Below are 13,747 nucleotides of genomic sequence, written 5' to 3'. Positions count from 1 at the left end.
AAAAGTAAAATGGAAGATGGGGTTTTCACATTCTCCATCTTACATCTTACATCTTCCATTTCACATCCTCCCTACCTCGAAACATTGTTAGGTCTGGAATAAACCATTTGCATCACATTAATATTCCGCATGGCAAAAGCGGCTTCACAATAGTTGAGGTAATAGTTCCACTTGCGAATAAAGGTTTCATCAAAACCCAGTGATTTTACTTTATTAATGTTTTTGTTAAATTCCAGAAACCATAAATGAAGTGTACGTGCATAATCCAAACCCATATCTTTTAAATCAACCATGGTTAGATCGCCAGTTTCATTTATAGCTTTGTTAATGGCTGCTACCGAAGGTAAAAGCGAACCCGGAAAAATATGCTTCTGAATCCAATCTACGCCATTTCTCAATTTATCGTACCTACAATCAGGAGACGTAATGACCTGAAAGGCAAAAATACCATCAGGTTTTAATAATTGCTGGCATTTTTCAAAATAGGTTTCCAAATATTGATGTCCTACAGCCTCCAGCATTTCGATTGATACGATTTTATCAAAAACACCTTCAATTTTGCGGTAGTCCTGGATAATGATCGAAACTTTATCGGCCAATCCCTCTTCATGCACGCGTTCCATCGCTAATCTCTGTTGTTCCTTAGAAATGGTTACCGAAGTAACTTTACAGCCGTAGTTTTTGGCCAGGAAGATGGCATTTCCACCCCAGCCACTTCCAATCTCCAATACGTGGTCTGTTGCTTTAATTCTTAACTGCCTCGCCAGGCGATCATATTTGGCATACTGCGAGTCTTCTAAACTTAAATCATCGGGGTTAAAGTAACCGCTCGAATAAGTCATGGTTTTATCCAGGAAAGTGGCGAAGAAATCATTATTCAGATCGTAATGCTCTGAAATATTTTTCTGCGATCCGGCCAAAGTATTTGCCCTGCGCACATGGTAGATTTTATTTACCCATTTAAAAATATTCAGCGCTATGGAATTTACCTTACTTCCGGTTACTGAGGGTGCATTTTCAATATTCAGGATGACCCATTTAATTACGTTGGTAATATTTGTGGTATCCCACAGGCCAGAGGTATAGCCCTCTCCAAAACCGATATCACCATAAAGTGCGATGGATTTAAAGAAATGAGGATGATTTACCTGTATGTGCGCTTCTATTTGATGTTCACCATTTCCAAAAACCAGTGTTTCGCCACCTGGCAATGAAAGTTCCAATCTGCCCAAAGTCATTTTAGAAAGTGCATTCAATACTGCTCTTTCGAAAAAGCCCTTTGATGTTCTGGCGGCGGTAAGCGTATTCATAGTCTCTGATCTATTTAATTTGTGGTTTGTAAGGTTTATATACGTTACGTTGCAATTCAGGGTTTTCGGCTTTTGGATGAAAAGGTATTTTTTTAATCCAAAGTTTAAAGGCCTGCCAGTGGATCATGCCCATGATCTGTAACGGAATGAAGGGGATGGAAAAAAAATAGCGAAGCAAAGCAGCATTGGTTAACGGCTTTTTCTCTCCTGTTAAAGTGCTGATAAAAAAGCGATTGCCATGCTTATCAATATCATCAATTTTAATATCAAGTTTATGATCTGGTACTTTTAACCTAAAATCGAAAGTATCGTCGTGGTCTATAAAGGGTGAAACATAAAAATATTTAGTCGTGATTTTTTTAAAGGTATCACCATGCAGTTCGTCTTTTCCAAAGAAAAAAAGTTTCATTTCACGGAAGGTGTTACTGATTTCGGCCACACAACACACCGGATTGCCCCGTTCATCAAAGCCATAATAAAAGGAAACGGGGTTAAAGTTGTAACCCAGCACATTGAGGTTGGTGAGCAGTTTAATTTTAAGTTTGCTGCCATCAATGCCATTTTCTTTTAAATAAGCTTCTAAATGCTGACGTGTATTTTTAGTTTTATCAGGATTTTCTCTTGGCAACTGAAGATGTTCAGCATCACGAAAAGAAAAGAGGTTAAATTTATTCTTGCTGAACCAGCGCAATTTTTTATCCAACAGATCCAACTCATCCAGATCGATATAAAACATATACACGCTATACCAAAAGGAATGTTTTTTGGGCGCCAGGCGGTGGTGCATGACTTTTGCAGTATAGATGTTTGATGTAAAATGTGAGATGGATGATGGACTTTTCATATATACTGCAAAACGGAAGATGCTATTACTTGCTGGATGAAATTTTAATAGAGGTAAATATTTTTTTAAGTTCAATAGCTTCAGCTTTAAATCGCTCGAAATCTGCCTGATATTTTTTCATCTTGATATAGCTCACTAAGCGTGCGTAACCAATACACACTTTCTCTAGCTTCTCTATATGAAATTCCTGTTTTATGAATAAAGTCTCTTTTACTTACAGCTCCCTGTGCTTCTTCGTAATTTGCACCAATCGAGGTTGAACATCTACTTAACTGCAACATAGGTACCTTAAAGATAAAATTGTAAGGCAGCGTACCTAAAAATTTTAAAACATCAACGCCGAAACGAAATGTTCTTTCTAATAAGTGGGTTGTTTTTTCGTTCATCTTAAAAAGATTAAATATTAAAATTTCTAAGGATGATTTACCTAAAGCTAATAAAAAAATGGAAGATATAAAAATGAAGCAAATAGCTATGAGACATTTCTCACATTTAATATCATCCATCTTACCTCCTCCTTATTACATCAAAACACATCATCCATTTTACCCCTTCCATTTTCCATCATGAAGCACAAATCTACCGCACTCTTATAAGCGTCTTCATGAAAACCATATTTAAAATAACTTCCGCAATAGTATATCGGGCCCGTCTCATTTAGCCTGTGCAAATGTTCCTGTGCCTGCATCGCCGGAACGTCAAACAACGGATGATGATAATCAATTTCCTTAATAATCTTATCCGGATTTAAAGTATCAGTAGGATTAATGGATACAAAGTAATTTTGCTTTTTAGAAACCCCCTGCAAATTGTTCATCCAATAAATGGTACTGGGCAATAATTTATCGCCCTTTTTTTCTACACGGTAATTCCAGCTGCTCCAGGCCAGTTTGGCTTCAGGCATCTGCTTCTCATCAGTATGTACAACAGCTTTGTTTAACTGGTATTTAAATTTGGAAAGCAACTCAGATTCCAGCGCTGTTTTATCTTTTACGATCTCAAAAGTCTGGTCGGCATGGCTGGCCATAATTACTTTATCGAATTCAAATTTCTCACCTTTTTGGTTTTCTACTTCAACTTTACCATTCCCTAACCGTTTTACTGAAACAATTTTGGTATTGATCTTGATCCTGTCACGAAACGGGGCAATCAGTTTTTCACGGTAAGCCTGACTGCCGTTTTGCAATGTATACCATTGATGCTGAGTATTCAAACCTAAAAAACCATGATTTTTGAAGAAACGGATCAATGTGACAGCAGGAAAATCCAGAATCTGTTCCATTGGTGCACTCCATACCGCAGCACTCATTGGGATGAGGTATTGCCAGAGCATATCGTCACTGTAGCCAAATTCCTTAAAAAACTGCCCGATCGAATAATCCTGGTATTCAGGCTTATCCAAAATTTCTACACTTTGTTTGTTGAAACGGTTAATCTGCACCAACATTTTTAAATACGGAATATTGAATAAATTCTTCCGCTGGGCAAAAAGATGATTCAAGCTTGAGCCGCTATATTCCAACTTTTTGGGGAGAAACTGCACACTAAACGACATATCTGTCTTCATTACGGGTGCGTCAATCTCCGCAAACATTCCTGTCAGATTTGGATAAGTCTGATAGTTAAAAACCATAAAGCCGCTATCCAGGTAAATGGGTTCACCATCCTCTTTAAGCGTTATCGTATTGGTATGTCCGCCAATATAATCTGCTTCTTCGAAAATCGTAAGATCATATTGATGTTGCAGTTTATGGGCACAACCCATGCCTGCTATTCCTGAGCCAATAATGGCGAGTGTTTTCATGATGTATGATGGATAATGTAATACGGATGATGGAAGATGTCAGACATGAGATTTGAGACGGATAAACGATACACCTTAAACCCTTTACATTATACTTTTTCAAACAAATAATGGCATACCATCCATTCGTTCCCATTGTTGTAATTAAAAAGTTCTGCGCATGACATGTAAAATAACCTCCAATATACCCACCATTTCACCGCATGATCTTTCCCGTAAGTCGTTTCGAAAATTGGCATGATTTCCTTCTTATGCTTATCCATATTGCTTAACCAGGCTTCAGCTGTTTTGCCATAATTAGTTCCATTTACCACCCAATGTTTATCAATTTTAAGATCGTCGTTAAAGTAGAAGAACAAATGGTTGGATGGCATAATCCCGCCGGTGAAAAAGTATTTGCTCATCCAGTCGGTTTCGTCAATCACTTCAAATTTGTAAGCCAGGGTTTTGTGCGTAAAAATATGTACGAACAGCTTCCCATCAGGTTTCATAAATGAGGCCACCTTGTTAAGTAAAAATTTATAATTGCGCATGTGCTCAAACATTTCAACAGAAACCACCCGGTCAAATGTATCGGCAATGGTAAACGTATTCATATCGGCGGTTAAAACCGTTAGGTTTTGGATTCCGCGTTGCTTCGCCGTTTCATCAATGAAAATTTTCTGTGTAGCAGAGTTAGACACTACGGTAAAAGTGCTTTCCGGATATTTAGCTGCCATATATAGCGACAGCGACCCCCAGCCACAGCCCAATTCTAAAACATTCTGTCTGTTTTGTAAATCGGCCCTTTTACAGGTTAATGCCAGCATATCTTCTTCCGCAGTATCAATATCCTTAACGCCAGGTTTCCAGTAACCACTGCTGTATTTTAAGTTTCTGCCTAAACAGTACTGAAAAAATTCGGTTGGAAGCTCGTAATGCTGTTCATTCGCATCAGCAGTATTTACCGCAATAGGCGATTGCTTCAGCTCTGCCACCAGGTCCATAAATTTTTCCTGCTGCAATTCTTCATTGCCCAGCGTTTCATCATCCAGGCGCTGTTTGCACAATTTTCTAATGCCTATACGCAAGGCGGTATCCGGAAGTTTGTCGTTTTCTAAAAGTTTATCGTACCACATGTAAATGTAAGATGGAATAATGTAAGATGGTTAATGGATAATTTATTATTGAAACTGCTTAATGTACGATGTAAAGTGGCTGATGGTTTTGCAAATTGCAAGGCCCTCATCCGTATTACTTTTTCCTTTTTCCATCCCTTTTCCCCCAAGGAAAAAAGGCGCTTGTTGTTTCCTGGTATTTTTTATAGGCCACGGGTTTACTCCTCAGGTTTTGTTCTTCGTTGTTCGGAACGCCAGTAATCCTTGTTAATAAATACAAAATCACCGCCGGACTAATAATAGCCAGAATTCCCCATGGCGATGCCAGCGCAAAAATGAAATAAGCCATCCAGGTTAACCATTCAAAAAAATAGTTCGGGTGACGGCTATAGTACCACAAACCGGTGTCGCATACTTTGCCTTTATTAAGCGGATCTTTTTTAAAGGCCGCAAGTTGTCTGTCGGCAATCATTTCTCCAAAAAATGCGATTACCCAAACCAATGCACCTGCATACTCAAAAAAGGAAATAGCCTGCGACTGATTGGTGGTGATGATAAAAAATGGAATGGCCAGTATGACATTTGATATGGCCTGAAATTGAAAAAAGACAAAGAAATTTCGATCGGCTTTGTCTCCCCATTCTTTACGCAACTGTACATACCTTCCTTCTTCTTCATCCAGATGACCAATAACACGTTGCCAAAGATGAACACCTAAACGTAACTCAGCCAGTAAAAACATACCGCAGATTAAAATCTTTCGGGGTTCGTAGCCCTCAGATAAAAAAAATGTGATAATGGTAATTACAGGAAAATTCAGTGCCCAAAAAACATCAACCACACCCGCGTTTTTAATTTTCTTTGCCCAAAGCCAAACCATAGCCATGATAAAACAGCAGGCTATAAGCGAAATGAGTGCGATGAATAGTAGATGTTCGTAATCCATAAAATGTTTAAGGTTTAGGGCATAAGGTTTAAGGAAATGCATTCTACTTTAGGTTTTCACCTTCAGCCTTACACTTTTTGCCTTCTACCTTTTTACCAGCAATTCCTTAACACCTTCACCATCTTTTAGTTTAAATAAATACACTAAAACATAAGCCAGGGTTGCAATGCTGCCTAAACATACGAACAAAATAGCAATAGAGATTTTAAGAATAATGCTTTTTTCTTTATAAAACATCCAAAGTGTAATAATAAAGATGTTGGCATAAAAATCCCAGAGGGTAGCACGCATCCATGGAATGCTACCCAGGAAATTCCATTGTTCGAAAAGGTTGCTTTCTAACGAAGTGCTGATTACTTTATAACACATAAAAACCAACAATGCGGAGAAAATAAATTTGAGGAGGTTGATCATATGATAGTTTAAGTTTTGAAACAGATTGGAATATATACGTTAAGATAGGCGAAAAAGATTTAATATTCTCCCGGACGTTTTATGCTGTCCTTCTAGTACAGTCAGGATGATAGTGCGGAATATACTCGAAGTTTCCGTGGCAAAAATAAATGCATTTTTATTTGGAAAGCAGGTTTCTGTTATTATCGGTTGCGATAGCCCTGCCATTCGCTTCAATCTTTTTGAGGTGCTGTTATGCGCTGAGCAATTACCCTCTTTCATCGGGTGCAGATGCTTCGTACCTCAGCATTGACGGTAAATTAAGGAACCGCAAACAAAAAGGATTTTTGCTGCGGTCAGGTTTAGCTAACACAAAACAGTGCAGAAAAGGAAATCTATTAATCAGTGTTACGTGGCAAAAAACGTTATGTTACTAGTAGAGTTAAATGATGGTCTGTGGGGACACAGACCATGGCAGGAGAAATCGACGCGAGAACTCAAATTTTTTCTGCTTTGGTCTTTTGTCTTTTAACTTTAAACCTTTCTGATTTTGATAATCTTCATCCAGTGCAATACTTTCATTACCGGATAGGTTGGATCAAACTCCCACCATTTAGTAGCAAAATTTGGACTATTTGGTTTTTTGTGATGGTTGTTTTGAAAAAGCTCGCCCATCAATAAAAAATCCCAGGGTAAGGAGTTTTTACTATGGTCCTCATTATCATGATTTGAATAACCATACTTATGTCCACACCAGTTTACAATTGCCCCATGTAATGGCCCCATTAAAAAATGGATTGGTAACAGTAAATACATCCACCAGTAATTGGCAAAGGCAATGTAAAAACCGATATAAAACAACCCACATGCAATTCTCCAGGCCCATGAATTTCCGATCTTATCAACCAATGGCCATTCGGGATAATTTCCCTGAAAAGCTGGTTCCGGCTGTATTTTATATTTCAGATAATTCATGTACATATTCTTTGTGGCAATCATCATCCCGAAAACATCCTTAAAAAAATGCGGAGAGTGCGGATCTTTCTCTGTGTCGCTATAGGCGTGGTGCATCCGATGCAGGATGGCATAAGCCCGCGGGTTTAAAAATGATGAACCTTGCGAAATCAGTAATACCAGATAGAAAAACCGCTCCCAAAAACGCTCCATTTTAAACATCTTATGTGAAGAGTAACGGTGAAGGAAAAAGGTTTGGCTAAACAGGGACAAAAACCAATGGCAAAGAAAAAAAATGAGGATAATCATGTATAGGGGTTGTGTACTATATAAACGTATTATAGCAGCGTTTAGTTTCCGTGATACATAAAACTACGCTAGCTTAACCGTTTAGAAAAGAAGCATCCTGCTTTAATTTATAGACAGGATGCTATTTTTGATTGTTTATTATCTACCGAAATCGTCTTGAACACGTACGATATCGCTTTCATCTGATGGGTTTGAAGAATCGGTATGTTGCCAAATTTCAGCAACTACACCCCAATCTTCTAAACCGATTAGACGGTGGCGTTCACCTTGTTGTAATTTAATCTGATCTTTTGGTGCATATTTTTTTACTTCACCCTCTTCATCAGTCTGACTGGTTTTGATGCCGACTGTGCCGGTAACCACTTGCCAGATTTCTGCTCTGCGGTGGTGATATTGCCATGACAGGCGTGTATTTGGCGCAACGATTAAGATTTTCGGACTTAATTTACCACCAATTTTAAGGTCTTCAACATTTAATCCATCAAAATAAGTATCTGCAAATTGTTGCGCCTGCGCTTCATCTATTACAAAGAAACCACCCCAAGGACGTGTTTCATCGCGATTTACTACATTAAAACCTTCAATTTTTAAACGTTGCGCTACGCTTTCGAATATTTCTTTTTTGTCGTTTGTCATGGATTAAATATTAACTTTCAAATGGTTGTCGAGGTGCACAGGAACTTGTTGATCTCCTGTGTGGTTCTTTAATTTGCTGCAAAAATAAACCTAATAAATTAAAAAAGGCATTTAAAGCCTTTTATTTTTTACTCATTTTATAAATTGCCATAAGCGCAACCATTCGCTGGTTATATGGTTTGGTTTAACAGTCTGCCCCTCTTAACAAAAAGCAGGTATCCAAATATCGGACACCCGTTTTTGTTGAAAATTATTGATGGTCAGTGTTACGGCGACCATTCGATAACTGCTAATAACCCGGATTTGGCGTCAGGTTAGGATTATTCTTGATTTCAGGAGTAGGGATCGGGAACAGCAAATGTTTAGTTTGCAATGGTTGGTTTACACTTTTATTAATGTGTCCGACAAAATTATCAAAACCATTGGTGGTTTCATTGTACACTTTACGCAAACGGACCATATCAAACCAGATAATCCCCTCGTAACATAGCTCGTGCCAGCGTTCTCTCCACACCGCTTCTTCAAACTGTGTTTGGTTCAAACCCGCAAGATCAGTCAGTTGGGCCCTCTTACGTATGGCATTTACCGCAGCATAGGCAGCAACATTCGGACTACCATCTGCCCTGTTCTGTGCTTCGGCATAAATCAAGAAGGTTTCGGCATAACGGATCTGTGGAATATTCAGATCGCTTCTGCTGGTACCTTCTACGCCTAGTGTTCCGTTAGCAATCAGATCGAAGTGTTTAAAAATATATGGCTTACCGCGATTAATCAACGGCATTTTAAATCCATCGGTATAATAATCAGTAAAGAAATAACCTTCCCGGTTTTTAGCCCTTAAATCTCCTGCCTCATACGAACCATAAAAACTTGTAGTCGGAATAGCCGTTCCAATTCCATCAATTTTAGAAACCAATGGCTGGTGCAAAGGTAAATAAGATGACTGTAAGGGGTTCCCTGATCCGGCAGCATCATTGTACTGGATTCCGAACAAATGCTCTACCTTATTGTCATTCTTTGCATCGTGCAGCGCTCCGTAATTGGTAAACAAGCCAAGTGATGATGGATTTCCTGCTGAATAATCAATTACCTCTTTGGCTTTATCCGCAGCTAATCTATAATAAGCTGCTCCTTTGTTAAGGGGCTGCCCGGCCATGGTTAGATATACTTTTGCCAGTTCAGTTTTAATTGCTGCTGTAGAAACACGTCCGCTGGCGTCCATATAAGGCAGGCCGGACGCTTCTGCAGCAACCAGGTCATCAACAATCAATTTGTAAACCTGTTCCTGTGGTGTACGGGAAGGTGCAAAATTAGGATCGTTAGGACTGGTAACCGGCTTAGTAATTAAAGGCACATCGCCCCATAAACGCACCAGGTAAAAATAGGCCCAGGCCCGGACAAAAGCAGCCTCTCCCAAAATTCTTTTTTTCTGTGCATTATCCATTGGATTTATACCCGGAACTTTATCCAAAACCAGATTAGCTTGTGCTATTACTTTATAAAGTCCGTTCCAATTTTGGTTAACATGCAGATTTGTACCGTCATAAATGAGAGAATACAAATTGTTCAGATCGGAGTTTTGTGCGGTTTCGGTAGACTGTATGCCGGTTGGTGCATCAAGCATCTGCCAGTTGTTGGAATAAATACCCGCACCATTCCCTATAAACCGGAGTTCTGCATAAACAGCAGCAATACCTGCTTCTGCGTGTTCTGGCAAAGTATAAAAACTATTTGGTGAAAGATTGGTGGGATCTGTTTCATCTAAAAATTTCTTACATCCCGAATTCCCGATGATAGCGCCGCTCAGCAAAAACAAAACAGCGATGTTTCTTATGTTTATTTTCATGTTGATATCCTTTCTTTTTTAATGTTTATAATCCAATGTTTAAGCCTACCATGAAGGTAGTTGGCTTTGGATAATCGAAAAATGTCTGACCTTGAGCAAATGCATTTCCGTAGGTAGTTACCTCAGGGTCGTTACCGGTGTACCTGGTTGCCAGGAAGAAATTCTGAACAGATGTATAAACACGTAGTTTGCTTAAGCGTAATTTTTCAACAAGTGCTTTATCAAAAGTATAACCCAGCAACAGGTTTTTACCGCGGATGAAAGAGCCATCTTCCAACCAGTGCGTATCTACATTGGTTACATATCCCGCAGCCTGATCCCTGATGGCGGCAATCGGTGTATTTTGATTCTGCGGAGTCCAGGCATTTAGTACGCTGGCAAAACTATTGGCCTGTACCTGCCTGTCTTCACCAGAGTGATGGGTCATATTCAACACATCATTGCCATAAGAGTATTGCAGTTCTACAATCAGTTCTAAGTTCTTATAGCGAAATGAGTTACCAAAGGATCCCCAGCCTTTTGGCATTCCGTTGCCAATAATCTGGCGATCGGCATCGGTAATGGCATGATCACCGTTTACATCCAAATATTTGATGTCGCCCGGAAGCAAGGTTTTACCACCACGGTAACTCACAAATTTAGCTGCTTCTGCCCTTTCGGCCTCGCTCCAGGTGCCTAAACGTACCAGCCCCCAGAATGATCCTACCGGCTCACCTACCCTGATAATACCTGTTTGATTGGTAAAATTTGGGTTACCCACACCAAAAATATCATCAGGAGTGGCTAAAGAAAGCACCTTGTTGCGGTTAAGGGAGATATTGAAACTGGTTTTCCAGGTAAAATTATCGGTTTGTACGTTTACCGTATTAATCCCTAAATCTAAACCTTTGTTCTGCATCGATCCGATATTTTTTCTGATCACCGCGTATCCTGTGGTACGCGGAACCGGGGCATCCAATAACATATCAGTTGTTTTTCTATAATAAAGATCGGCTTCTAAATTAATGCGGTTGTTAAACAAGCCTAACTCTAAACCTGCATCAACCTGTGCTGTTTTTTCCCAAACCAGGTCTGGATTGGCCAACCGGCCAATACCGATACCCGTTACCCTGCTATCGTTAATAATAGCGGCATTATTCACCAATGTAGCCAACGACTGATAGGCTGGCAGTTCTGAGTTACCGCTTAAACCATAACTGGTTCTTAGTTTTAAGTTAGAGATGGTTTTGTTTCCCTTAAGAAAATCTTCATCCGAGGCTTTCCATGCCAGTGCTGCCGAAGGGAAAAAGGCGAATTTATGGTTCTCTCCGAATTTGGATGATCCATCTACCCTGCCTGTAAAAGTAACCAGGTATTTATCTTTAAAGGCATAGTTTAACCTGCCAAAATAAGAATTAAAGGCCGATCTGTTACGACTGGAGCCTACTGTAATCGATTTACTTCCGGAGCCCATGTTATTGTTTCCATAAAAATCGGTCACAAAATTCTCAGCGTGGCTGGTATTGCTAAAGAAATTGGTCGCCTGCCACGAGATACCTAATAATGCATTGATGGCGTGCGATTCGGCGAAACGTTTATTATAGGTTAGATAGTTTTCCAGTGACCAGAAGGTTTCCCGATCGTTGGTTATGTTCGCCGTTCCATTCTGCCCGTCGGAGATACCGTATAATTGTTTGGCATTGTATTCATTAATGTTACGGCTTACAATATTGGCTCCTAATTGGGTACGGAATTCTAAATCTTTGCTAAAGCTAATGGTAGAATAAATACTTCCCAAAGCAGTTTGGGTGACCATTCCATATTTTTGATCGGTTAAGATATGTACCGGATTGGAGCCGCCCTCTGCCCATGGAATCAGTTTATTATCGCCCCATTTGCCATCTGCCAGTTTAATGGGAAGAAAAGGGAATGCTTCTGTAATCATACGCACTGAATTTAAGCCACCTGTTCCCTGATCAACAATGTTTTCAATCTGATTATTGTAGCTTAAATTACCCCCAACCTTTAACCAGGGTTTAATTTTGCTATCAAAGTTAAAACGGCCCGAATAACGTTTTAAATAAGAGTTTAGCAAGAGTCCCTGGTCATCGCGATAGCCTGCAAAAACACCATAAGTATTATTTTCATTCCCACCGGTAAAACCCAGCTGATGATTTTGTGAAAGTTTGTTCTGAGTAGATTCTTTTAACCAATCCGTATTATATAATGGATTTCCGTTGTTATCAAAAAACTGAGGTAAAGCAATTCTGGCAGCCCTGGGAACGGGCGTTGAGGCATAACTTCCTGCTGCCCAACCTACCGGATCGTAAACTTTGATATTTTCATAAGCGAGATCCTGCACTTTTACATACTCAAAAGCATCAAGCATCTTCACATGGTGTGCTGCCAGGGTATTTATGCCAAAATCTGCATCATAGGTAATACGCTGGGCATTTGCAGTTCCTTTTTTAGTGGTAATTAAAATTACCCCGTTTGCACCCCTCGCGCCGTATATGGCCGTAGAAGAAGCATCTTTTAGTACCTCTACTGAAGCGATATCGCTTGGATTGATGTAATCAATGGCATTACTATTCTGTGTTTGCGAGCCCACCGGCAAAGCCACACCATCTACCACATAAAGAGGATTGTTACTCGTATTGATTGAACTAAATCCACGGATTTTAATGTTGGTTTGTCCGCCAGGCCGACCTGAGTTGGTATTTACCTGTACCCCAGAGATACGGCCGGCTAATGCCTGGTTGAGGGATGAAGACGGACGTTCCTGAAGTTCACTTGCTTTAACTACACCAACAGAACCCGTCAGGTCGGTTTTTTTAACCGATCCATAACCAATTACCACCACTTCATCTAACTTATTGGCTTCAGCAGGTGTCATCTTAATGCTGATGTTGGCTTCGCCCCCTACTGTAACATCCTTATTTTGATAGCCAACATAAGAAAAACGGATCACATCGTTTACATTGGCCTCAATGCTGAATTTACCCGCATCATCAGTTACAACAGTTTTACCTGACGAAAGGTTTTTGATGCCAACTCCCGGGATAGGCATATTTTTTTCGTCTAATACGGTGCCTGTAATTACTTTTCGATTTTGAATATGCACCAGAGGCAAGTTAAGGCCGGAAAACCCCTTGGGTTTTTCAACAACCGGATTCATCGAAAAAGCAGGACTATTGAGCAAAAAAAGCGCAGAAAGCCCCGAAATCTTGAGTAGATTGATTTTCATTGGTTTAGGTTTAGTAAATGGTTAGTTAATAGTGTAATATTTCTACTGCTAGCAGCTAAAACGCTTTATCAATTCTTTCAATCAGACGGCTTAAGTAAGCAATTTTGTAATAGGGGCTCCCATATAAATGGATTAAAACTACACAAAAGCAAACTACACAGACATATACTGCGCACAGGGTACAATAATGCCATCAGCTCATCGTTATATTCGGTTATTCATAAATCGTTTTATGTATTCAATAATAAGTATTTTATTAAGAAATCAAGAATATTGTTTCTGACAGTAGAAATACATTATCGTATAAATTAAATTACGGTATAATTATTTTGACAAAAGCTTAAATTTTTGAGTGAATATTTCAGGCAGACAAGAAACCTTT

General features: G+C 39.4%; 11 protein-coding genes. All 11 read right to left on the bottom strand.

Features of this window, described 5'->3' with window-relative positions:
- Positions 1–71: 71 nt before the first annotated feature.
- Positions 72–1,310 (bottom strand): SAM-dependent methyltransferase, encoded by a 1,239-nt coding sequence (locus tag ACIQXP_RS12070; protein WP_293744506.1) that lies wholly within the window; start codon positions 1,308–1,310, stop codon positions 72–74.
- Between the two features lie 10 nt (positions 1,311–1,320).
- Complete coding sequence (locus ACIQXP_RS12065; RefSeq protein ID WP_293744507.1) at positions 1,321–2,154, bottom strand: DUF1365 domain-containing protein; 834 nt, start codon at positions 2,152–2,154, stop codon at positions 1,321–1,323.
- Between the two features lie 86 nt (positions 2,155–2,240).
- Entirely contained in the window at positions 2,241–2,540 is a 300-nt protein-coding gene (locus ACIQXP_RS12060) for a four helix bundle protein (RefSeq protein WP_293744508.1), read from the bottom strand.
- 140 nt (positions 2,541–2,680) lie between these two features.
- On the bottom strand, positions 2,681–3,958 hold the full coding sequence (locus tag ACIQXP_RS12055; RefSeq protein WP_293744509.1) for an NAD(P)/FAD-dependent oxidoreductase: 1,278 nt from the start codon (positions 3,956–3,958) through the stop codon (positions 2,681–2,683).
- 89 nt (positions 3,959–4,047) lie between these two features.
- Positions 4,048–5,076, bottom strand: a complete 1,029-nt coding sequence (locus ACIQXP_RS12050) for an SAM-dependent methyltransferase (protein ID WP_387503929.1) — start codon at positions 5,074–5,076, stop codon at positions 4,048–4,050.
- Between the two features lie 115 nt (positions 5,077–5,191).
- On the bottom strand, positions 5,192–6,001 hold the full coding sequence (locus ACIQXP_RS12045; RefSeq protein WP_387503928.1) for a DUF1295 domain-containing protein: 810 nt from the start codon (positions 5,999–6,001) through the stop codon (positions 5,192–5,194).
- 84 nt (positions 6,002–6,085) lie between these two features.
- Positions 6,086–6,415 (bottom strand): DUF1475 family protein, encoded by a 330-nt coding sequence (locus ACIQXP_RS12040; RefSeq protein WP_387503927.1) that lies wholly within the window; start codon positions 6,413–6,415, stop codon positions 6,086–6,088.
- Between the two features lie 513 nt (positions 6,416–6,928).
- Positions 6,929–7,657, bottom strand: coding sequence for an acyl-CoA desaturase (locus ACIQXP_RS12035; RefSeq protein WP_090981758.1), 729 nt, complete (start codon positions 7,655–7,657; stop codon positions 6,929–6,931).
- A gap of 138 nt (positions 7,658–7,795) precedes the next feature.
- A complete protein-coding gene (locus tag ACIQXP_RS12030; RefSeq protein ID WP_387503926.1) occupies positions 7,796–8,293 on the bottom strand; it encodes a cupin domain-containing protein in 498 nt (165 codons plus the stop codon).
- Positions 8,294–8,582: 289 nt separating this feature from the next.
- Entirely contained in the window at positions 8,583–10,139 is a 1,557-nt protein-coding gene (locus tag ACIQXP_RS12025; protein ID WP_387503925.1) for a RagB/SusD family nutrient uptake outer membrane protein, read from the bottom strand.
- A 25-nt stretch (positions 10,140–10,164) separates the two neighbouring features.
- On the bottom strand, positions 10,165–13,365 hold the full coding sequence (locus ACIQXP_RS12020; protein WP_387503924.1) for a SusC/RagA family TonB-linked outer membrane protein: 3,201 nt from the start codon (positions 13,363–13,365) through the stop codon (positions 10,165–10,167).
- Positions 13,366–13,747 lie beyond the last annotated feature (382 nt).

The organism is Pedobacter suwonensis (assembly GCF_044762335.1).
In the GTDB taxonomy this organism is placed as follows: domain Bacteria; phylum Bacteroidota; class Bacteroidia; order Sphingobacteriales; family Sphingobacteriaceae; genus Pedobacter.
The sequence above is the reverse complement of the archived record's forward strand: the minus strand, read 5'-3'. Positions and strand labels throughout refer to the sequence as shown.

Bases quoted from the DNA above. Each gene is read 5' to 3' on its own strand.
- ACIQXP_RS12060 (WP_293744508.1), bottom strand. From the start codon at position 2,540: ATGAACGAAAAAACAACCCACTTATTAGAAAGAACATTTCGTTTCGGC.
- ACIQXP_RS12020 (WP_387503924.1), bottom strand. From the start codon at position 13,365: ATGAAAATCAATCTACTCAAGATTTCGGGGCTTTCTGCGCTTTTTTTG.
- ACIQXP_RS12030 (WP_387503926.1), bottom strand. From the start codon at position 8,293: ATGACAAACGACAAAAAAGAAATATTCGAAAGCGTAGCGCAACGTTTA.
- ACIQXP_RS12040 (WP_387503927.1), bottom strand. From the start codon at position 6,415: ATGATCAACCTCCTCAAATTTATTTTCTCCGCATTGTTGGTTTTTATG.
- ACIQXP_RS12045 (WP_387503928.1), bottom strand. From the start codon at position 6,001: ATGGATTACGAACATCTACTATTCATCGCACTCATTTCGCTTATAGCC.
- ACIQXP_RS12035 (WP_090981758.1), bottom strand. From the start codon at position 7,657: ATGATTATCCTCATTTTTTTTCTTTGCCATTGGTTTTTGTCCCTGTTT.
- ACIQXP_RS12055 (WP_293744509.1), bottom strand. From the start codon at position 3,958: ATGAAAACACTCGCCATTATTGGCTCAGGAATAGCAGGCATGGGTTGT.
- ACIQXP_RS12025 (WP_387503925.1), bottom strand. From the start codon at position 10,139: ATGAAAATAAACATAAGAAACATCGCTGTTTTGTTTTTGCTGAGCGGC.
- ACIQXP_RS12050 (WP_387503929.1), bottom strand. From the start codon at position 5,076: ATGTGGTACGATAAACTTTTAGAAAACGACAAACTTCCGGATACCGCC.
- ACIQXP_RS12070 (WP_293744506.1), bottom strand. From the start codon at position 1,310: ATGAATACGCTTACCGCCGCCAGAACATCAAAGGGCTTTTTCGAAAGA.
- ACIQXP_RS12065 (WP_293744507.1), bottom strand. From the start codon at position 2,154: ATGAAAAGTCCATCATCCATCTCACATTTTACATCAAACATCTATACT.